Here is a 22145-nt window from a genome sequence, read left to right on the forward strand (position 1 = left end):
CATTACTTTGCCAGCAATTAGGCGCTGGATAAACGAAGCACTTGAAATCGATCGCTGTCCCGGCTGTAGTATACGTCTACGAGGCCTTAGGAGGCTACACGACACTTCCTAAAAATTCCGCGGAGTAGTGCTAGTTAAACCGATCGGTGCTCTAGAACGTTGGTATAGCCTTATCCGGAATCTTATTGAGGTCATCAACAAATTTGGCTCCTGCTGGCTTCTTCGCCCTGTGTAATTCTCGCAGGTACCCCTTTATAGCCAACTTCTGGGGACCTGAGAGAGTCCCAGTGGCCCCTCCCAATGTTTTCTGAATCACGCGGTGCACAAATTTATTGTATTGCGGATGACTCAAACCCGATTTTATATGGGCCAGCTTATTTTTCGCATACGCGGGCGCAGGGCCAGGCTTGAGGCCTTTCAAACCATTGACCTTCGCATACCTGTTGCCTTGAGGAATCATCATCACGTTATTGCGTGTATCAATGTCACTTTCGGTAAGGCCGTACTTCCCTTTGAGACTATGCATGAGCAGATGCTGGGCTTCGCGACCCTTCGACCACGCTCCATCCCGAAGGGCTTTCACCCCGGACTTGCCTACACCCTGGCCGTATCGCAATTGTCGCATTTTCTTGGTCGCCAGCCTGTTGTATTTGGCTGCCAGGGCGTGATCGGTGAAAGGTTCAAAGGAGTGCAGTCCGCCGAGCAGAAAAATGGCAATAAGAATACGAATCAAAAGATTTTTCATAAAACATCTTCCGTTGCAGTCGTTCAATTAAGGGGATCATTCCCAGCATAGGTATAGACAGAACAGTCCATCCCGCTCGCAAGACAAGTCTCCGGCGCATCGACAAAACTCTGACTTGGACTTAGATACTGACCCAAACCCGGATGGTAGTATCGGGAACCATCAAAATAAAGACCCAGATCCGCTTCAAAATAGAGGCCGCTGTAAAGGTACTTGCTGGTTGAAGCAGGAGCCCTTGCAAAATCCTTGTGGTTCGTTGCGCTGCTCAAACCGATCGGTTGACCAAAGGGAGTGAAGGCGAATTCTTCCACGGGCTGGCCCTCTGCATCGAGGACCAGTTCTGGACTTCCGACATGATTCGTCAGACTCAGATACCAACTTTGCTCCCTATCCAAAGCGCGGACCAGACGCTGTTCGCCTAAGAAAACATAGTGCTCCGTGCCAGAGGTCTCAACGTGCGTGAGCTCCGAGGGGAACAGGGCGACTTTCTCGTCAAGGATTTGATCACCGTCTTTCACAAAGGACCTGCGATAAATCCGACGGCCATCGACATCGTAACCAAATTGGATCGTTCGCCCATCTTTTTTGAGCTCCACCAGCTGTCCAAATGCATCGTATTTCATAGCTGACAGATCAGAAACTGCCAAGGCTTGGCCAAGCGCATCGACGACCAAAGCATTGCCGATGGTTGCTTCCCCGTTGGACTTAAACCTGCCGTCTTCCTCGTAGGTATAGTCCCAGGCTTTGCCAAACTGTTTTGCCGAAGCCAGTTCCAGACGATCCGTATAAACAAAGGCAGCGGATCGATTGGCTAATCCTCGTTCGACGCTCGGCGCAAGCTGGTCCTGAATCGCTGTGTTCATACCCATGGCGTCGATCTCATAGCTAAGGTTCTGCCATTCCATAGCGACGCCAGAAACCGCACTCGAACTCCTGAGCGTTTGGATGGCATTGGTCTTGGGATCGATCGTACTGCTGACGACAACACCATTTTCGTAAGTCAATCGGTTGATGAAGCCGCGGGGGTCATAGGCGATGGACTTGACCAAGGTCTCGGCTGTTTGGGCCCACGGCCATTTCACTTGAACGCTGGACAGTTTACCCTGACGATCATATTCATAGTGGGAGTGATGCACCCCTTCCGTGGAAAGCGGCCTTCCATCGGGCAACTGTTGACTGCTGCTGATGTCGCTGAGCCAGCCTTCTTTCGTATAAAAGAAATCATCGCTATACTGGACATCGCCCAACCGGCTACGCTGCGCACTCGGCCTACCCAGGCTGTCGTATTCAAAACTCGTGACGGCATCGCGAAACTTCAGTGGATCGAAGCGCTGCGTTTCGACCATTTTCCCGATCGCAGGCAGCAGCTCAGGACCGCCTTTTTTCTTGTCATAAGTGAAGCTACGATCCAGGACTCCGTCGACCTTCACTTCCGTCATCCGATCGAGGCCGTCAAATTTCTGCTCAATCCTGTGCAGGATTTTCGCTTCGTTGGAATAGATCCTGATTTCCTTGACCCGCCCGCGAAGATCGCGCGTCCAGCGGCGCATGCCAAATCCCGGAGTTTCGGCCAGCAGCAACTCACCGAGGGAGTTGGACGCAAACGTCCTGATTTCCTGACTGCCAGGAGTTGTGACCTGATTGATATTGCCGAATCGATCCCGTTCGGCCAGGACGATATTCCTGTCCTCATCAACACTGGCGTAAATTTCATCCGGCAAACCGATTTGATAGGTTGTTTGTTCAAGTCCGTCGTGCATGATGGTTGCTTCAAGACCCCAAGGATGATAACGCTTCGCCGTGACTCGCCCACTCTCGTCCAGTGAGTCAAGCGAAAAGCCCTGCTCATCGTAGGTGAAAGAGTTGAGACCACGGTAATGACTTTCTTCCGCAGACAGCTCCTTGGTTTTAGCGATGTCTTCGGGCAACTTACCGGACTGAAACACATGTTCGGGCCGCAACTGCAGGGCTGTGAAGGTGTTGGTCAGCTGAATCAAATCCCCTTCGCCATTGTAGAGGCTCTGATTCTCGACATAAGAACCATCGCTGCCATTGTCGGTCAGCTTATAGAGGGTCCTGCCTTCCGCATCATAGGCCGTCAGCATGCTGGCGGAAACTTTTTCGCCAAGTCGTTGCTTCAGCACCAGACTCGCCGCCTCGGGTTGCCCATAGCGATAGGAAAACTTTTCGGTCATACCGCTCTCGGCTTTCAGCTGGCTCAAACGGCCCAAAGCGTCATACGAGTAATGGGTCCAAAGTCCTTGAGGTGAAAGCTGATGCATGAGACGGCCTGCGGAATAACCGTTGGCGAAGCCTTCCGGTATCGTGACGGCCTTGGGACAGAGATTTTCATAGCAGTAAAGGGTCGTATGTCCGGCCGCGTTCATGTCAGAAGTAAGGAAGATGCCGGCCGCATAAGTTTTCTCCAGCATGACTTTGCCTTCGCCATCCTGCATTTGGGTCATATTGCCAAAGACATCGTATTTAAAAGTGAAGGTTCTCTTCGTCTCTTTCTCGTCTGCCAAAAGACCTTGACCCAGGGCGCTCAGCTTTTGGCTTTCATAATAAATTGTTTCCGACTTCTCATTCACCAAAGGCTGCCTGGCCTCGGTATCGTAAACATATTCCGTCTTCGTTATCGGCTGTCCCGTGAGCAGATCGGTTACCGTGATCGAATCCGGCTGGTCCATCGCTCCCAGTCCAGCGAGACGACTGCGGGCATCGGCGTAGGTTACGCAGCTGGCTTGGGATGTTTTTGGAACCGCGAGGACATCGAGACCCGTGATGTGCGCTTGCATGGATTCCCGCGTGAGGATGGTGCATCTCGGAAAGTTTTCCGAGTCGTAGTCTTTAAATGAAATCTCTTCCACGCGAGCCTGACCCTCTCCTGGTTCCAAGGGGTCAACGACTGATATGACCCTGTCCGTTTGGATCAAAGCTTTTTTCCAGCTATAGGTGGTCGCCCCCGTTGGCGAAGTCTTGTAGGTGCCCGCCACCCAGGCCAGTGACCATTTTGTTGCTATAACATTGATTTTATTTAGTTTTTCTGGTGTGTGCTCACGAGCCCATGAGGCAAGGCTGGTCGCATCGTCCTGACCCAGACTCTTCTGAAGCGATGCGGTCCACAGACTGGTGTCAATCCGGGTCGTGTAAAGACTCCGCTCCTGTTCTTTGCCATTCAGATAATCCCATTCGCGGCCGTCGGCATCCACCAGGGTGCTATGATATTTCTGCAGGACGAGACTGGGTGGACGCGTCCCATGCTCGCGCAGAGCATCGCCCAATTGCAGAGTTTGACTGGACCCGAAACCAAGCCATTCTCCGGTGACCTTATCAAAGGAGGGATCTTCATAGATGTAGTCGTCCACAACCAAGTCCAGGGCCGCAATTGTCCTGGGATCCCCCTGCCCCTTGACCACACGTTTTACCACAGTCGCTACATGCGGATAAACGCTGACGGGCTGTTCATGCTTTTGCTGACGATAGCGTTCGTCCAAAGTGCTGGCATATTGAATGCGATGAAAGAGACCCGTGCTGCTTTCCATCCCGCTCAAAATACCGGGTTGGCCCATTTTTTTAGAGTGAAAATTGAGGATGTAGGCCTGTAACTTCCCCGCCTCCATATGAGGCAGGAGCATCTCCATATGTCCATCTCCATCCGTATCCGCGAGCTTGATCGAGGAACGATCGGCATGCTGCAGGACAATACCCGGCAGAGGGATTCGGATCGGTGCCAGAAATCTTTCGGCCGTCATCAACCAAACGATCATTTCGTTGCCGTCCTTCGCGATATCGATGGCGTCCGGCAGACCGTCTGCATTCAAGTCGACAAACAGGAGCGACGACTGTTCGTCCCAGGCCTTATCCAAGGGATAGTTGTCGAGGGCGTGAAAGGCTGCGGAAGGTCGGCCACAAGGTTTGGAATCGTTCAGGTTCGGAAACAGTTGCAGGTCACCTGTCACAATCTTGGTGCTATCGTAGAGAGCATGAAAACCTGTGTTGGGGTAAAGACAAAAGCCAGGATCATCCTTGGACGAAAAGACGATGTCCGGCAAACCATCGCCATTGAAGTCTTCGACCCGAAACTTCGATTGATCCAGCTGCACGCGCAGGGGTGAGTCCGTGTGCGGCAGCGAAATGAGACCGTAGTTGTGATAGTAGAGATCGAACGAACCCCATTGCATGCGGTTCAAAAATATCTCCACCTGGCTGTCGTTGATCAATACCAGGTCTGCGTAATCGTCTCCGTTCATGTCCATTAGCTGAGCATAGTTGGCTTTGAAATCGCCTTCGCTCACTTTTTGGGTCGCTGTCCTCATGATGATATTAAGATCGATTCCTGCAGAAAAACTGCCTTTCCCTTGATTTTGATAGACTCTCAGTCCCGAGTCCGTACGCCACTCCACGATATCATCCCGTCCATCCCCGTTCATATCCGCCCATTGAATCACGCCGCTGGTAAAATCAAATGTCTTGCCTGGCACTGGTGTAAACGCCTGGTTCGATTCCCAGCTGGGATTCTGTTCGCCCTGATTAAAACGAACTGCCGCCGTTGAATCGAGCCAGTCGGCATAGCCATCGGCATCAATATCGATCAGGACAGCCTGGCTCCAGGAGCCGAGACCATTCAGAGTTTCGGAGGGATGGCCGGACACAGACTCCGGGAGCGGTTCTGAATCCAGATAGGAGAAATTGATATCCGGCAGGCGGAGAGTCTTGCTATCAATCTCGCCGGCGCCGAGGCGAAAAACCTTGCCCAGCATGGGGTACGGCGCTTGTGTTTCGACCGGAGATCGATCGGTAACCAGACCACGACAGGCCACGTCACCGCCCCAGGTCGCGCCGCTAGTGTCATCAACATTTTTAGCGCTATAGATGAGGCACCATTGCTCGCGCTTCTTTCCAGCAAACTCGGCCGAAATTCGAGTATAGAGGTACGGGCTTTGCTCCGCCTGGCCGGAACCATAGCGGGTCGGAATCTTCGCAAAAGGGCAGTCGGCCGAACCAAGGGCGCAGGTTTCAAAGACATAACGCGACCGGCCACCGGCGAAATCGATCGATTTCAGATAGCTTTTCGCACCCTCGCCAAGAGGTTTCATGTAGGAGTATTGAATAACTTTGGCACCAGGGCGAATTTCATAGACCAGAGGCCAGCGGGTAATCATGGGCGGCAGAGCTTTGCCAGCCACGGCATAGGGTTTGAAATTGCCTTCTGCTACGCGACTATCGCCCGAATAGATTTGCAGCGTGCCGTCTGCTTGCCTCACGACGAAACCTGAGGGCACACGCAGGCGATCGGCTGGAGTGGAGCAGGTGGCGGGACAGACGCTGAATTCCCCATCGGAAAACCAGATGCGGGTATTTTCCTCACCCGACTCGACGCCATAGAAATGTATTTTCTGTGCATCGTCGGTTGGTTTGAAATCATAGACTCCGTTGCGAATGTCATCCGCCGCAACCGTGCTCGACATATAGCCTTGAAAGAGGAGCCGCTGACCGTTCCACAGCAGGTGAGACCAGTTTCTATCGCTGATGTCCGTGAACATGAAGCGGGCATCCTTCTTCCTATCAAAAGCTGCGCCGACCCCCGCTTCGGTATTGAGCTCAATGGAAGGAACACCCAGCGTCCAGTTTTTGCCCAGGCCGTCGTCGACACCCTCCAGGTAGCTCAGAGCCAGCTCTGGACTGCCTCCCTCAACAGCCGGCAGTTCAGGCAGCGGCAGAGAATACTCCAGACTGCCCTTGTGTGTGTCGACAGCCCAGCTTCCCGTGCTGATATCAATGCCAGGGACCTGTTCCACCGTGGGCGAATCACCTTCCGCCGCCCGGGTCTTCCAATCCAGGCTTTCGCGAACAACCCCAAAAGCCAAACCTGCTCCCAGCACAACCAGAACGGTCAGCAGTGCATTTTTTCTGGAGGACATGATAACTCTTATCTTACGACTGGCCACAGCCTAAACTCCTAAGCTTCATTTGAATGGATCTTTGAACGGGGACCGGGTTCCTGGTCCCCTCGGTCCTCATTCCGATTGCTCAAGACTCGCTTGCAGGGCGATCCCAGCCTGTCGAGGAATATACCGTCCGTGATGAAAGTCACGCAGGATGGGTTCAAGACGCCGCAGGATTTTGGTTCTCTCCTGGACGTCCAGATCCATGAAACTGTCGACGACACCAGCCCAGGCTTCGGCGGAATAAGAGGTCCCTCGACCCACCTCTGTTGATCGAGAGGCCGGCACCTTGTGCCAAATTTCGGCCAGGATTTCCTGGGTTTTGGTCTCGCTCAGGACTTCATAAAAAGCATCGCGCGCTGCTTTCTTTGCTGCTGGACTGCTTTTCAGAGGCATCAGGTAGCGGCCATCGTAGGGCGTTTTTAAGGGAAGCCCCGCCGCTTTGAGAGCCGTCAGCGAGGTGATACCGAGTTTGCTGCCCAGCTCCTTGGCAAGACCCGCTTGCAACCGTTCCCCACCGATCAAAAGAGGAGATCTTTGTTCAACAAACATTTTGATCAGACATTTTTCCGGGCAGTCGGTTGGCGTCAACTCTTTAAAAAAGGAGAGTTGCGCATAGTTTTCAAAAGCTGCGGCCAGAGCTTTCAGGGGACGACTCCCCTCGAAGTACTGTGCGCCGCCCATAAAACTCAGAAAAGAATAGGCATCTTCGCCGACAGCCATTCCAAACTTATTCTGCTGTGGATCGCGAAAGCTTTTCAAGCTGGCGAACAGCTGCTGAGATTCGCCAGGAAACTCGGGCAGGAGCGTTTTGTTGAAAAACACGACCATGTAATCCGCATAATAAAGAGGCAGAGCACAGGGCTTGTTCGCTACCAACAAGCGTAGCCGCTCGTCGGTATTCTGCCAAACAGCAGCATCGACATCGCAAGCCAAAAGTTTTTCCGCCGCGAAAGATCGGACCTGGCTGCTCGAACCCCAGACGAAGTCGAAACCTTCCAGGCTGGTAGCTTCGGGTTTGTCATCGGCGGCCACAAAGCGCGTGGCTGGTATCCTGGTCCATTCCAAGGTGATTTGGGGGTGAAGCGAATGAATCCGCTCGCCCAATTCTGCCAAATGCTGCCCATAGTCCAGATCATCGGCAAAAGCAATCCGGAGGGTCTGCTCTTCCTCAAAAGCCCAGCGGTAGGCGAACGTGCCCCCGTTCCAGAGGGCCAAAATCACCGCTGCACCCGCGAACAGACCGCCCATGATTTTAAGGGAACGAGGTCTCAGCATCCGTTTCATCGTGTTGTCCCGCATAGGCTGGTGTCCACTAGACTGACCTGTATAAGGTCCGGCGACGACTGATCCAGGCCACCCACGTGCACAGCCGGATCAAATACCGAGTTATCCAAACCGCATTCTTTAAGCCGAAATTTCGACGGCTGGAACAGCGTAAATTGGCTGCCATCACTATCCAGATAAAGGAGCTGGTCGAAATTTTTTATCGTCCCACCAGCGATCGTGGCAACCGCACCGTCTCCACCTTTTTGATAAAGCAGCCTCGTCTTGTATTTCGCTCCGATGATGCCGAGGTAGTCAACTTCGTTGGATTCCAGCAGCGATGCGCCGCCTGTATCGATAGCCCGGTGCCCTGCCAGGCTTTGGTTTTCGATATAGAACGCGCTCTGCCGGGCCAGGACGATATTGCCTGTCATCACCGGCAGTGCTGACGTGATATCCTCCACGTCCAGGTAATGCGCTGTTTTAGGGTCTTTCTTCAGACTCACCGGTGCCAGAAAATGGGTTTCGGGTTTGGCGGCATAAACCAAAGCCCGGGAATCTCTGACCTGTATATTGCTGTCACGCGCAATGATATCCGTATCGATGATACTGGCAGTCGTTGGGTTGACCTTCCCGGAGTTGTCGAGGACGCGCACACCCGTATCGAAGGGAATGCCTCCCTCGGAGCCGATCTTCACATCCTTCAGGAGCAGCTGGCTCCCGCCAGTAGCTTCCAAAGCCGATAGCGGCCAGCCCGCTTCATAGGCTGAGGTGCGAATAATGGAAAGATTACGCAACTCGACCGTGATTTTTCCACTGAAACGGAGAGCCGGAGTCGGACCTTGCTGATTGTGCTGACAAATGACTTTTCTGCAGTCGATCTTGCGTTCAATTTTCGATGCCTGTTGGGGTTCATCGCCAACCAGCAGCAGTTTGTTGACTGGAGACTGAAATCCGGCTTTGAGGCTGGATTCTGTAATCTCCAAGGGAAGTTTGTCCCAGACCAGTGTCGTTCTCGAGCTCAGATGGATCTCAAGACTGGTAATGGTCGATCGATCCCTCTGCGGACAGTCTTTGATCGAAAAAAATTGCGGCCAGGTCTCGTCCGGTTTTTTGTTCTTAGTCTCCTTGACACAAGCTTGGCTTTTGACTTTAAAACAGCTGAGTGCACTGCGATTGTCCCCCGGTTTCAAAGCCTTGCTGGCCGCATACAGCCATTCGCTATGACTCTTATTGCCTGCAGTCCAGTCATCGCTGCTTTCTTTCAAACCCAATAGCTTGTTGAAGCCATCATCACCACAGAAGTCGAAAACCAGGGAATTCACAGTATTCGGTCCATATTGCCACTTCATATAGGGCTTGCCGGAAATATCGCGGTTGCTTAGGAGAGTCAGCTGTTCGACGGTTGTGGTTTCGACCTCAGTGGAATCTGGCTCGGGCTGGGTCGTAAAACCATGCTGCGGGATGAATCCTGAGCAATTTCTGACGCAAAGATCGAGGACAAGCTCAGGGATAACACCTGGGATCGGTGTCCCCGGTTCGAAGGCGCTTGGGCCTTCGATACCCAGGCGGGCTTTCATCGCCGCCCATGTTTTGGCTTCCTCTGAGTCATCCGGATTCACTTCGGCATAGAGCAGATCATCCGGCACGAAGCCATCCATCCGCTTTATTTCCATGGTCATGGGAAAATCCTGATCATGGTTTTCGAGGATGAAGAGTCGCGGTGGAATGCTGCGAACATAAACGAGGTCCCAGGTTGGAGCTGGAGCGGGTGGACCAGCTTTAAAGCTGCCGCAGCCCAGGACAAACTCCTCTTGCAGGCCCAGGTCTTCCACCGTTCTTTTCAAATCGACCGGCCGTTTCCCTTTCAGCAGTCGCGGCAGATCGAGGCCTCTATTCAAACCCTTGCACGACACAGGCAGGCTGAGATATTGACCAGCTCCCTCATTCAAGGTCAGCAGTATTTTTGAGTAATCACTGAGGATATAGGGTTTAAACTCAGCGCCTCGGGCCTCTGGATCGCAGCTCAAGCGGGGCTCTTCGGCCAAACCCAAACTTGCGGCCTTGGTCGCATCGAACAATTCAGCGGATCGGTTAGCGGGAACTTTCTTGTACTCAGCAAAACTTTGAAACAGGGCTTTTTTAGGATCGATCCCCAGCAGAGCGCTGGCGACTTTTTCATCCGCGCAATCCACCATATTGAGACCGATGATCTTCCCCTGCGGTCCCACTGTTTTAAACAAGGCTATATAATCGAAGCGACCCGGTGCATCGGATCGCGGTGCGACCAGCAGCGTCGACTCAGCACGAACGCTGCCGACAGATGCTGTCCTTGAGTTTGGTACAGTCTCATCGGAACAGCCCTGAATCAGGGCTGTGCTGCTAAGCAGGAGCCACAAGAGGGAATGTGTCATGCGTATCATTTTCATAAAGTCGTCCAGTCTCAAGCAGTTTATTTTTTGAGGTATTGCGTCGAGCACGCGAGCGTAGCCGTGCTCTTCATCATGGCCATTTTCGTGTTGCCTTTTATATCGGGGACGCTTTCTTTATTGATAAAGCTGGCGTCAAAGCCCACGCCCTGAGCCGAACAAAGGGCCGCAATATCCTTGCGCCCTTGCGTGGTACAGAAGGTATAGGGATACGTGCCAGTAGCCTGCTTGTACTCACGCTCGCATTTGCCCGGTTTTGTTGCGTCGCTATTGGTGATCGAGGGCCAGAATTGATAATTGCCGATCTGACAATAAAAGACGGCACAAAGGGTCCTGGTGTCCGCCGTCGTATCTTGAGGCACCAAAAGGCTTTTGTAGATGCCGACTGCGGTTCTCAGATCAGAGGCCGTCTTGCTGGGAATTTGTGTATCAGGGTCGAAGATGGCATTCACTTCGTTTTGCCGATCACCAACGGCCTTTTCAAAGGCCTCCTTCTGGTTGACACCTTTGCTGTCCTGCCACAAACCGTTTTGCCATTTGGTGAATTCATCGATGATGCGATAGGAATCCAACACGGCCTCGCGATACTTCGTCACGACGTTATTGATCCGGCTTTTTACTGGGGCAAAATTGTCCTGATAAAGGGCCAGAGTTTTGTCGATTTTATCCTTGTCCGTATTGTTTTGCTTGATCTGCTCACCGGCAGAGCTGATGGTTTCCTCCGTTCTTGATATCTTCCGGCTGAACATCGCCCCAATGAAACCCGTATTGCCCAGATAATAGTCGAGCAAGGGCTTCAACTGGGTTTCAATCTGCGTGGCGAATTCCTCGCCCTTGATCGGAGAACCGATCATGCAGAAACCATCGAAGTCGGAACTCAGAACCCCGTCTGGACCGTAGTCGTTACCCATCTCCTCGACCAGAGAGCGCAACGCAGGCTGTGAACCCTGGACTTCATACTTCAAACTCATGGCACTCCAGTTCACACTGCCGAGTGCGGCGGCCGCGGCCGCCCTTTCGCCACAAAAAACGGGCCGGTCGGCGGCCGTGGGTTTGGTAAAAATACCGGCAAGCCGGGCATGACTCAGGCCTTCGATGAACGAGGCTAGGTGCTGCTGGGCCCTATCCAGGCCACGGAGCTGCGCCTTTTGCAGGGCATCAATGGCAGCTGGATAGGCGGCCAACTGTTCTTTATAAAAGTGACAAAGGCCGACCAAAAACTCGGGATTGACCCGGTTGAAGGGGTTGACCTTGTTCTCCGTGGACGTTTTGAACGTTTCGAGATAGGCCTTGGTCTTTGGCAAATCACAGCTACCCAAAGCTGTCCCGGCCTTGAAAAGGTCCTGCGGCAAAGTATTTTCACTGCCAAAGTACAGCGGCGCAGTCGGAGCAGCCGGGGTCACGTCAGCCCCAGCGAGGGAAAACACGGTCGATACACAGATGGCCCATGCGCAGGGCGCGAGGAGGTATTTATTCATGATAGACACTGTCCTTTCAAAGCTCAGGTGACTCGGTAAAGATGATACCGAGCAGGAGATCGTTGTTGCCATCCAGGCAGGTATTATTCTGGGCTACCAACTCATAGCTGCCGAAGAGAGGAAGACCCAGGAATTGAGGCGCTATCTTGTACTCTCCCATCCGGGTATCGAAGTTTCTTACGGAGACGTCGCTGTCATCCACGGGTTTGGTGATTTTCAGTTTAAAGTCCTGAACTGTCTGGCCTACGGTGGAGTTGAGCAGATCCATGGTGTTGATCACGAAACGTGGCTCCGTCGAGAAAACTTCGGACTGATACTCGTTCCGAGCATTCTTATAGAGCCAGCTGCCAACACCCTGATGCCGGATGACAAGCGTGGAACTCCGATCGGTTTCGCAGGAAACAGCAGCTCGGACCGCCAGAACAGTGGCATTGTTCTTCGCATTGCCTAAGCTGATATCAAAGTATCCATTGTTCATCATCTGATCGGGGTTGAGATCCCGCGGCGTGATGCGGAAGCTGACCCTTCGTTTGTCGAGCAGGGTTCGCATGAGCGTGCTGTTTTTAGGAATCGCTATCATCTGGCCGACAACGGTCACGGGAACTTCATTGAAGAAGAGGCCTTCCCCATTGGTGCAGGGCGTGATCACGCCATCGCAAAGATCGCCCATGGCGTTCACCATGTCGGCTCCGCTGCGTAGGGTGTAGCTGTCCACGCCGCTCTGAAGAGTTCGGGGTGCGATGGATGCCGCCTTAATTGCCTTGACGCGTCCTCGCAGAAGGTTGATGGCGAAATTTGCGCTGGCCAGGGAGCGACGCTTGGTTTCGATATAATCCGGAACGCCGGCAATGATATCGGCCAAGTAATCTTCCGAAGCAAAAATCATGCTTTTTTGCTTGTCGCCATTGTTCTTTTCCAACTCCAGATTTTTAGTGGCCTGCTCGACAATATTATTGCGCTCCTTTCCTATCACTTCGACCAGTGCCTTTTGCTGAGCATCGAATCGACTTTTCAGTTCCGCTAAACCTTTTTGCGTATCCAGGGTCTCCGACAGATGCTTGATTTTGTCCTTGTCGGCATTGGCCCCCTGATCCAGGATCTTTTTGAGTCCGACGATTTCATCATCACGCAGTGCCAAAGCATTTTTACGTTGTTCCGAGCTCAGTGACTGGATGATCTGCGTAACTTGAACCGACTCAACCGCTAAGGCTTCAACCTGACCTTTGGCTGTTCCTACTCGAGTGGACGAGACGCCTATTTGCCCCAGGAGTTTGTCGATATTGCTGTTATCTTCAACATACTTGGCCCTGTCCGTTTCGAGTTCACGGATCTCGGATGCAAGTTTTTCCTTGCTGGCCGTGGCTATGGCAATTTCTGCTCTTTGCTTTTCAATATCGGGTTGAATTAATTCGTTCTGGCTCGTTTCCAGGGTGATCAACTGCTGCAGACGTGCGCCTTCATTCTTGAGTTCGGCTATTTGCGAGTCGTACTCCTGAAAATTCAAGGCGCATTCGGCCGTCACTTCCTGTTTAGTGGCTTTTAGCTGTCCCGATTCATAATCATTGGCCAATTTCGCGCCCAGGAGTTCGCTCAGCTGCACTTTTCCTTGCGATTCGGCAGTTTTCTTTTCCTGGATCACTTCCTGAACCTGGTTGTCAAACTCCTGCAACTGGGCTTTCAAAGTATCCTTGGCCTTTTCCAATTCAAGCTTTTCCTTGGCCAGTGATTGACCCGTTTCAAAAACCCTTTGGGCGACCTGAAACGCGGCCTCAGCTGCCGGAAAGAGGTCGACAGTCGTTTCAACATAAGCTCCCAGGCCAACAGCCGTCGCTACTCTCGGAATTGCGGCAACGGCAATCACTGCCGCTTCGGCTGCAGACAGCACGCCTTGAGCGGTCCCCACGCCGGCTATATAGCTATTGGTTGCCGACTCCCAGGACGTGATTTGAGCCTTAACGAGAGCACTGATTTTTTCCAGGCCCTTGGTTTTGTCATCCAACTTGGCCTGCGTGGCATTTTTGAGTTCTTCAACGTTCGCATACTGGGCTGGCAAGCCGTCACAGCCTCCACCTTTGATGCATTCGCCTACCTTCTTCAAATCGTCGATCGAAGTCTGCGTCAGCGTTTCACGCAAGGTGCAAATCGCGGTTTTTTTGCTTTTCACTTCTTCGACATTGGCCGACTTTGCAGCGATGTCGCTCACCTGGCCATTCAGATAGGCAAGCTGATTGGCAAACACTTTCCCCATTAGATCAGACAAGCGGGAAATCTCCAAAGTTGCTTGCTTTATACGTTCGGATTCGATCTTCTTGAGGCTTTCCCGTTGGCCGATGCGCTCAACGATTTGCATGACTTCATTGGAGTTGTTTTTCTTCTGGCGATTGTATTCCAGGGTTTGAACCTCGAAGGAATCGATCTGCAATTGAAGGTTCAATTGAGTAACGGTCTTGTCGATAAGCCAGCGAAGCTCCTGTCGTCTGTCCTCCTGGTCGGCCTTGCTCATGGCCAGCAGGTCCTGTTCAGTGCGCCCCGTGATCAGACGCGTCTGGTTGTCAAATTCGGTCAACTTCGCTTGCAGTTCGAATTCGATTTGCCGCAGATTGGCGCGCGTTTCGCTAGTTTCCAGATCGGCCCGGATATCGGCTTCCTTGGCTGCAAACGCTTTATGTAAGGCATCGGCGCGAGCTTCCAGAGCAGCGACCTTATGCAGGCTTAGGTCCATCGCCTTGCCCTGCTCGCTGCTCTGCTGTTGGGAGGCCGTCAGAGTCCTGGCGCCCACGGACTCCAGGAACTGCTGTGCGATCGCGTCGATCTGGGCTTCGGATTCCTTCACTTTCACATAGAGGTTCTGCAGGTAAACCTGCAACTCACTGACTGATATGTTCGTATAGGCTTCAGGATCGATATTGATGAACAAAAAGCCCTTGCGTATGGAGTCCATACGCGTTTTCAAGTCCATGCTGAGCACATTGTAGTCATTGCGCACCGCATCAAATTCCGGGTCGCCACTGGGAATATCGGTCTTGATTTCGACCAGAGTCCAGCTGGCCTGTTCATAATAGGCAGCAGCATAGGACGATTCGTCCTTGCCCGTACTGTCTCCAGCTTGAGGCACAGAACCAACGCCATTCTTTACCTGGTCATCCAGATACTTGAGGCGGGCATTGGTTACCGATTGATACCAGGCGTCACCGGCAATCATGAATAGCCTGACCTTCAAACCATTGAGCATGGCTGATTGTCGGGTGAATTCATGAAAGGCCCGATTGGGTTTCGTCTCGTCGTTTCTCTGCTGCCGAAAGAGGACGGCCAAAGCATGGTCAATGATCTTGATTCCCGCATCGGCAGCTTCTTTGATGGCCGGCGGTGAAATCGCCTGGGAAGCTGCGGCATTGTCCTTTGATGACTTTGACAGCAGGAAAGGCCGATTGCTGGCTTGCGAAAGATAGTAGCTGGCACGTTGGAAATTGCAAAAGTAGTTACAGAGAACGTCGGCTTCGGTCGGGTATTCCCCCAGAGTCGTTTCCAAAGCGTCGAACTTTGCTTTCATATCGGGCAGGTTGCTACGGAAGATAGCGATCTTGAGTTCATTGGCAAGCCGATTGATTTTGATCGTTTTTTCGACGAGTGTATCAACCTTGCCAGGAGCGGGCGTATCAGCGGGTGCCAATGCAGAAAAGGCCAGCATCGACACGGATGTGACCAAAGTCAGCTGTTTGAGGTAACGATATAGAGTCATAGACATGGCACGCTCTCTTTAGATTTTGGTAGGATTCAAGTATTGAGAAGCATCCAGGACGTCCTGGGTCAAGCGATCTCTGGGATCGATCGGGACGGGTTTCTTCAGCTCTTCTTCATAAAGTTTTTTTACCTTGCCCAAACAATTTTCAAAGTTTTCGTTGAATCGTTCCGGAAGGGTGGGACCCGATAGACTCCACTTTTGACGGTTGTCTTTAACGACCCAGGCGTTGAAGGACGCCTTAAGGCTTCTGCATGCATTACGGACCGGTGCATCATTGATTTCCTGAAGCGACTCGATGATCACCAGGATATTGTCGATGTGATTTTGAAAACCGTTGAGCGGCTTGTCCATTTTGCTCAAGACGCTATCGTCTTCATTTTGCGGAGCAAATAGACTTTTGATTTCGTTGTCGCTCGGGAACTGGTTGAGCAGGGGACGGGTTGCGCCACTCTTTTCATCTGGCACCCTTTTGAGGTACATCATGTCATCTTTCGCCAGCTTGAGATTGGCCAAAGTATTTTCCACGTCCCGGCGAAGCTCCAGTATTTCCGGAGTTGGTACAGAAACCAGAGCTTCTCTTTCTTTCTCCGTAAAACGCGCTTTCGGACCCTCGAGGGATCTTTCGGTGGCCTTGATGGTTTCAGTGACTCTCTCATACAGGTAGTTGCTAGCGACCAGTCGGGCTTTTTCTTCCTGCTCGGATTTGCCGCTGGGAGCCCCCTGCACGCAGAGAGTTTGGACAGCCTGCAGCGCCTCTGGACTGGCTATATTTTTCGTTGCGCTTTGTAGCTGACTTCGGAGGCTCGTCCAACCCGCATCAACGGGAAATTCGTCGGCGTTCAGGCTGGCAATAGGCAAATAAGATTGAGCCTGAACCAGAAAGCGGCATTTGTCCGCCCAGTGATCGGCATCAAAGGTCAGGGCAAGATTGATGAGACTCAGTTCAATTTTGGCCGCCGTCTTCCATGCCCTGACGCTTTGCAGCTGCTCAGCAGTGGCTGAAGCCTTGCCCAATTCATAGGCCTCAGCGCCGCGCAGAAAAATTTCCAAAAGTGCCCGGCGCGTCACGGCTGGACCTCGGTCGGCCGCAGCAAGTCGGACCGTCTGGAGCGCGAAGGTTGGCTCTTGCTTTGGCGCCGCAGTAACGGGTCCGGATGCAGGCGTAGAGCGGACGAATTTTTCTTCTGCTCTTTCGTCCTCTTCGTCTTCGTCTTTTTTAGGTCGTGACGGAGGTGTCGGGATCGGCTGGACTTCCGTTACTATGGAAGTGTTGGCATCCTTCAGGAAACCCCATTCCGCGGTGGACAGAGCATGGCCTTCGGTCGCTTGTTGCCAAAGACTTTCCACCCCAGCGAAGACAATGGGCTGAATCGCAGCCTGAGCTGCCGCGTGAGTCAAGCCAAGGGATAACAAACCCAGAAAGATCGAGCGGCTCGTGGTGGGCCGAGAAAAGCGTATCATCAATTGATCTCCTTGACAGTGCTGGAACAATCTTTTTTACACGGTGCAGAGAGAGCGGCCCGATCGGCCCAAAAACCGCGGGCCATGCTCAGTTTTTCCGCGACGGACTTGTTTCGACCCGGTGGTGTTTTGATTTCAACAAAGTCTTTAAAGTGATGTTCATTGCTTTGAAAGTAGGATTGCGAAAAATTGCTCAGCGTTTGGGCGGTCGCACGGAGCACATGAGAACGTTGCAGCGTTGCATCCTTGTTTTCGGCATACTGGTCGATGCAAGACTTTTTGTTCGTTCCTGGTTGGCTGGGGGTATCCTCACAGTTCATGGCACTGCTGATTTTCTGCTGCTTCGCCCGTATTTTTTCGACGGAAGTATTCAGATCGTCGTCCACGCTATTGAGGATCGATTGATCAAAAACATCTTCGGGTTTAATCGCATTCAAATTCAGTTTGCCTATGTCCTTCTCCATACCTGATTTGATAGACGCCAGCTGCTCGTTGGCGAAATCGATCTCGAGTCGCGACATAGCGAGTTTGGTTTCCAAACCTGCAGCCTTGTCGACAAAGGATTGCAGCGAAGTATTGAGGGATGAGTAAGCATCGGCCATGTCCTTATCGGTGGATGCACCTCCGATAAAGAGGTCCTTGAGGCTTTGTTCGGAATAGCTCAAAGCATAGCTGTTGATGGACGTTTGGGAATGGCCGTCTTCCAAACAACCATTCAGTTTCCTGGCTATGGTCATCAGCTTGGTGCCGCTGTAGACATAACGCATGAGAGTCTGGTCCCCATAGTCGCCGGTCTTGCCGTATTTTTTCTGCGCGGCACTCAGAAAGTCGAACAGGGATTGCTTGGCTTGATCGTTGTAGGCGCATTTTGTGCTCTGAGCCCGCTGCTGGTCGGCCAGAGCTAGGCTGGAGGCGCCGAGGAAGTATTTCTGCTCGATATCAATTTCAATGAGATCGGCCCTAAAAAGACCCAGAATGCGATTGTATTCGCCGCAGGTATAGAGTGTTTCAAGACAGCGGTTACTGCGATCAGTCGACGATGAACAGAAATTCTGTATGGCTGAGTCGCAGATGCCTTGGGCCCTGGCCAGGCTGCTGGTTCCGACTCCCCAAAGGCTCATCGCTTGAACCAGGAGCCAGGTGTATCGGCTATGAGTGAGTTTGTGCATGCAAGAGGTCCTTCTTGTGAAGAGTACTTGACTCTATCGAACCGGGAATCGTGTTTCGACAGCAGGAAGAGACATGGATGGAGTAGGCTTGAATCAACAAGCCCTTCCCCATCGCTTAATACCAAAATCTTGAGGCCTTTATCCGGGCATGCAGATTGTGATATGAGCTGCCTGCCAGCCAACACCAGGCTGGTAATTGTGAAAGAATTCTTTGGTGGGCATCCAGCCATTGTTAAACCGAACGTGGACGTTTGAATTCGGCGCCGATGCGCCTCCATCGTTGTAGACATAGGTGTAGTTATTGGTGACAAAAACAGTTGTGGATTCGTTTCTATTCAGACTCCAGGATGCGGTTTGCCAGTTTTTATTGGCATCGACATAGAGGGTTGAGCCGTTGACAGTGCGATTGCACTTATTGGTGATTGTGATGTCGACGCCTGCCATTTCGTGCCATTTAGCTCTATCACCAGGAGGTCCCATAGGATTCTGCTTGAGGTAATTGAGCAGTCTCTGATAATGCGCATCGACTTTGGCCGGCGAGTTGTAAACCAGTCCTTTGATAACATTGTAGTCATCGCTTTGTGGGTCGTAGCCATAGGCAGCACGGAACGCAAGAAGGCTGAGAGTTTGAAAGGCCTCCGGATTGTCGTGATTCCATGCCACGAGTGCAGCGACGATCTCATCCCGGCGAACAGGTTGACTTAAGGCAGAGTCAATCCAATGGTTAATGTACTCAATCGAGCAGGTGCTACCGAGGGATTCCTGGCACGCGCCCTGGATTCCAGATTCATTGAACATGGTAAGCTTGCTGAGGTAACCGACCATTTCATCGTAATAAGGTCTCAGTTTCTGACCATTTTTGGTTTCCCGAGTGGCGATCCATGTTTTGAGCAGGTTCATCCGACGCTCATCGGGAGCATAACCAAAAACCTTGGTGAACGCGAGCCGGGTAATATTGCCGATTTCATAATCATTGGACGCTTCGTATTCAATAAAATACTCGATTGCTGCGGCCAGAGTCGTAGGCGGATTGGGCAGATTGCTATCGAGAATCTTTTTGGTCCAGGCCTCCTTATCTCCCGGCACCCCAAAGACTTTCAGAAAAGCCGCGCCCACGTCATCGGGATTGAGGTTTTGTTTGCAGCTGAGATCGGCCAAGGGCACGTCCGAAGGGTTACGTGGGAATGCCAGGAATGGCAAACTTTCCGCGGTCACGAGGGTTTTGGGGAGCGCGTCGGTACCATAGAACTCATGCAACTTGTTGCAACCGAAGCGGACCAGGGACTGGTTATAACCTTCGAACTGGACGTAAATGCTCTTGCTCGTGTCGTTGGCGACCTGAAAAACTTTACTGATCAGTTTTTTCCCAGAAGCCGCTTTGCAGAAGAGGATAGGCTGGGCGTGCTTCTGCTCATTGGTCAACAGGTCCGCAGGCAACGCTGGGAATTGCATGTCCGTGATACCGAGCACGGTCATGAGGCTTTTGGATTGACCGCCACAGCCAACGGCAAAATTAGATGTCCCTGAAACAATAAAGGGAAATTCATCAGCCGTAATGATCGGCGTCCAATCATTGTTGTTCTGTTCGAGGTAGACCTTGATGTCGTTGGCTTTTGGCCGGCCCAAGTCCTTCTGCTTAAGAATCGGGCTGATGGTTGGCAGAGCGACCGCAGACGCGTCGCCCGAGTAACAGGGCAGAGTAATCAAAGCTGATGGTGTTTCACCCGCCGTGCTGGGTGCTGTGCCTTTGGGAACACCCATATTGGGTAGCAAATCCAAAACACTCGCACTGCTGACTGGAATCGCCTTGTCAGCGGTTAGTCCAAAGAAATCCAATTGGTTCTTGCAACCCAGAGCATAGAGTTCGAAGGGGCGATCCGGGAATTTCATGTAGTGATCGCTGACCAGTGGGCCACCGGCCTTATAGTCATAAGCCGTGAAGTACTGGGCCGGCCGGCTATCGGCACTGTTGCAAGGAAGAGTGGGTTGCTCGTCGAGGTTAAGATCGGTGTATTCATCGGTGCCTTCAGTAACTTTCGCGAGCTGAGACGCAGACAGGTTGCTGAAGCCAAAGGCCTTGGCCAGGGTGTTGAGATTGGAACCGCAGGTGCTGCGATAGCCGCGTGTAACATCCTTGAAACCTTCCGGTCCACCGACCTTAGTGCGATCGGTGATGACGAGGATAAAGGTTTGACTCCCATTTTCGTTCAGTTTCTTGATTTCCACTCCGAAGTCGGTCACTAGACTCGAACTTGTACTTGTGGATGCTTGCCTGGTTCCACAACCAGCGAAGAGGCTAATGCCTGCCATCAATGCTAAAATACGCGACATGTCTTATTCCTTATTTACCTTGCGGGACAGCGCGCCTTCTGCAAGGCACATGCCGACCCAATCCCAAGGCTTGAAAGAGCCGGAATTCCACGATTTTGTTCCTGTTATCCGGGCCAATCATGGATTTGGAATCGAATGCGGAAAGTCGAAAGGGATGCGCACGATGTCCCGAATTCGGGATGCGTGTGCAAGATATCAGGCACGAGTCAGAGGTGGACACAGTCCTGATGACACAAAAGTGTGTCCTGGAGCCGCAGGACCTGGTGACAGGCTATTGATATGCAGAAGCAGATCAGGGAGTAAAAATGCCGACGAGGGTAGCCTTGCTGATGCTTTTCGCTTCCAATTCCGTTTTATTAGCCGTGGAATTGTTGTTCACGAGATTCAGTGTCTGGCCGGCTTTGATCCCATAGATCGTAAGTTCATAGCGATGCGCTGCCGGTGGGTTTGGTCCGCCGTAAGCCTTCATCTGGGTCGCGCCCACCGCTTCGGGAAGTGCCGCGAGGTTATTGCCCGCCGGCACAGCTGCAGGCAGCTGCGTGCTCGTCGCCGGTATATTACTGATCATCCAATGCAGTGTCGGTGGATTGCCGTTGTCCAGATCCAACATTTGGATTGCAAAGAAAGCGGTCCCGGCCGGTGAACTTTTCCACTGCAGCGGTGGTGATTGATTCATGCCGCCCTTGGCAGCGGATGCATCCGCCAACGGGATGGCTCCATTGTTGGCGAACGCCGTGCTGCCGAGCGTGAGCACACCCGCGGGAACCGGAGTTGCTGGTGGTGTCGGAGCCGTTGTTGTATCAGGTTTCGCAGTATCCTGCGAGGCTGTTGTGCTGTCGTCCGCAGTTTTGCTGGAATCAGCCGTGTCCGTCGTCGACGCGGCCGTATCGTTCTAAGTGGTTCATCCGGCAAGTCCCCTAACACCAGGAACAGCGGCAATTCCTGGTTGCCTCCTTTGTCGATGACGTCGACGTCGTCCCCACTGGAATGGATGACGATGGCGATTCCAATAGTTTGTAGCAGATGCAATAGCTGCACAAATCTCATCCCAGGATTCGAAACGACGACCTTTCAAAGCCAGGGAACGTAATATCTTCCACCATGGTTCAAGGAGATTCAGATAGGCCGCATATTTTGGCTGAAAGACAAATTCCCACCTGGGATGATCCAGTGAAAACAGCAGGACATCGGAAGCTCTGTGAGCCGAGAGATTATCAACGATAGCGTATACGTTCTGATAATGCTTCGGAATCCAGACATCAACTTTTTCAAGAAAGTCGGCCCATAGGACAGCACTCCGATGCTCATAAGGTTCGGTTAGAGTCTGACCGTTTATGGGCTGCAGAGCCCCGTATATATAACCCTTGTCCCGCCTTCCATAATCAATTTCCGGTTCTGTTGCGCCTGGGTAAGTCGGTGGTATTCTCGAGGAAAGCTCGGGAGGCCGGCTCATGCTTTTTGACACCAAAGGACATTGTTTTGAGCGCCAGATCATCATGCTTCATGTCCGCTGGTATCTTTCCTATAAACTGAGCGACCGCGACCTTGAAGAGATGGCCAGGGAACGTGGGCTTGA

12 protein-coding genes and 1 pseudogene are annotated in these 22145 nt (G+C 52.3%); 2 read left to right on the forward strand and 11 right to left on the reverse strand.

The annotated features are described in order from the left end of the window. Positions 1-151 precede the first annotated feature (151 nt). From VE954_RS03960 to VE954_RS04005, 10 genes are all read right to left on the reverse strand, one after another. A complete protein-coding gene (locus tag VE954_RS03960) occupies positions 152-745 on the reverse strand; it encodes a hypothetical protein (RefSeq protein WP_324949891.1) in 594 nt (197 codons plus the stop codon). Between the two features lie 23 nt (positions 746-768). Beyond that, positions 769-6669 carry an FG-GAP-like repeat-containing protein gene (locus VE954_RS03965; protein WP_324949893.1) on the reverse strand — a complete coding sequence of 1967 codons (5901 nt, stop codon included), beginning with the start codon at positions 6667-6669 and terminating at the stop codon, positions 769-771. A 96-nt stretch (positions 6670-6765) separates the two neighbouring features. After that, the gene (locus VE954_RS03970) at positions 6766-7980 is read right to left on the reverse strand and encodes an extracellular solute-binding protein (protein WP_324949895.1); all 1215 of its coding nucleotides are present in this window, start codon (positions 7978-7980) and stop codon (positions 6766-6768) included. Then, a complete protein-coding gene (locus VE954_RS03975; RefSeq protein WP_324949897.1) occupies positions 7977-10388 on the reverse strand; it encodes a hypothetical protein in 2412 nt (803 codons plus the stop codon). Before VE954_RS03975 ends, VE954_RS03970 begins: the two co-directional genes overlap by 4 nt. Positions 10389-10411: 23 nt before the next feature. After that, positions 10412-11866, reverse strand: a complete 1455-nt coding sequence (locus VE954_RS03980; protein ID WP_324949899.1) for a hypothetical protein — start codon at positions 11864-11866, stop codon at positions 10412-10414. Positions 11867-11882: 16 nt separating this feature from the next. Then, positions 11883-15611 carry a hypothetical protein gene (locus tag VE954_RS03985; protein WP_324949901.1) on the reverse strand — a complete coding sequence of 1243 codons (3729 nt, stop codon included), beginning with the start codon at positions 15609-15611 and terminating at the stop codon, positions 11883-11885. A gap of 12 nt (positions 15612-15623) precedes the next feature. Continuing rightward, positions 15624-17069, reverse strand: a complete 1446-nt coding sequence (locus VE954_RS03990; RefSeq protein ID WP_324949902.1) for a hypothetical protein — start codon at positions 17067-17069, stop codon at positions 15624-15626. Beyond that, positions 17069-18238, reverse strand: coding sequence for a hypothetical protein (locus VE954_RS03995; RefSeq protein WP_324949904.1), 1170 nt, complete (start codon positions 18236-18238; stop codon positions 17069-17071). The genes VE954_RS03990 and VE954_RS03995 overlap by 1 nt, the downstream gene beginning before the upstream one ends. A gap of 138 nt (positions 18239-18376) precedes the next feature. Beyond that, entirely contained in the window at positions 18377-20569 is a 2193-nt protein-coding gene (locus VE954_RS04000; RefSeq protein ID WP_324949905.1) for a hypothetical protein, read from the reverse strand. A 292-nt stretch (positions 20570-20861) separates the two neighbouring features. Beyond that, positions 20862-21275, reverse strand: coding sequence for a YbhB/YbcL family Raf kinase inhibitor-like protein (locus VE954_RS04005; RefSeq protein WP_324949907.1), 414 nt, complete (start codon positions 21273-21275; stop codon positions 20862-20864). Between the two features lie 4 nt (positions 21276-21279). Between VE954_RS04005 and VE954_RS04010 the strand changes: the two genes are divergently transcribed. Next, the gene (locus tag VE954_RS04010) at positions 21280-21465 is read left to right on the forward strand and encodes a hypothetical protein (protein ID WP_324949909.1); all 186 of its coding nucleotides are present in this window, start codon (positions 21280-21282) and stop codon (positions 21463-21465) included. Positions 21466-21470: 5 nt separating this feature from the next. Here the strand turns inward: VE954_RS04010 and VE954_RS43700 are convergent, their stop codons facing one another. Then, positions 21471-22067, reverse strand: a complete 597-nt coding sequence (locus VE954_RS43700; protein ID WP_349263794.1) for a transposase — start codon at positions 22065-22067, stop codon at positions 21471-21473. On the opposite strand from VE954_RS43700, the pseudogene VE954_RS04015 reads away from it, so the two are divergent. Then, positions 22021-22145, forward strand: a pseudogene (locus VE954_RS04015) (IS6 family transposase); the annotation flags it as partial. The gene VE954_RS43700 and the pseudogene VE954_RS04015 overlap by 47 nt on opposite strands.

Source organism: Oligoflexus sp. (assembly GCF_035638955.1).
In the GTDB taxonomy this organism is placed as follows: domain Bacteria; phylum Bdellovibrionota_B; class Oligoflexia; order Oligoflexales; family Oligoflexaceae; genus Oligoflexus.

Coding starts and splice junctions, on each gene's coding strand:
- VE954_RS03975 (WP_324949897.1), bottom strand. CDS start 10,388: ATGAAAATGATACGCATGACACATTCCCTCTTGTGGCTCCTGCTTAGC.
- VE954_RS04000 (WP_324949905.1), bottom strand. CDS start 20,569: ATGTCGCGTATTTTAGCATTGATGGCAGGCATTAGCCTCTTCGCTGGT.
- VE954_RS03965 (WP_324949893.1), bottom strand. CDS start 6,669: ATGTCCTCCAGAAAAAATGCACTGCTGACCGTTCTGGTTGTGCTGGGA.
- VE954_RS03990 (WP_324949902.1), bottom strand. CDS start 17,069: ATGATACGCTTTTCTCGGCCCACCACGAGCCGCTCGATCTTTCTGGGT.
- VE954_RS04010 (WP_324949909.1), top strand. CDS start 21,280: ATGGCTCCATTGTTGGCGAACGCCGTGCTGCCGAGCGTGAGCACACCC.
- VE954_RS03960 (WP_324949891.1), bottom strand. CDS start 745: ATGAAAAATCTTTTGATTCGTATTCTTATTGCCATTTTTCTGCTCGGC.
- VE954_RS03970 (WP_324949895.1), bottom strand. CDS start 7,980: ATGAAACGGATGCTGAGACCTCGTTCCCTTAAAATCATGGGCGGTCTG.
- VE954_RS03985 (WP_324949901.1), bottom strand. CDS start 15,611: ATGTCTATGACTCTATATCGTTACCTCAAACAGCTGACTTTGGTCACA.
- VE954_RS43700 (WP_349263794.1), bottom strand. CDS start 22,067: ATGATGATCTGGCGCTCAAAACAATGTCCTTTGGTGTCAAAAAGCATG.
- VE954_RS03995 (WP_324949904.1), bottom strand. CDS start 18,238: ATGCACAAACTCACTCATAGCCGATACACCTGGCTCCTGGTTCAAGCG.
- VE954_RS03980 (WP_324949899.1), bottom strand. CDS start 11,866: ATGAATAAATACCTCCTCGCGCCCTGCGCATGGGCCATCTGTGTATCG.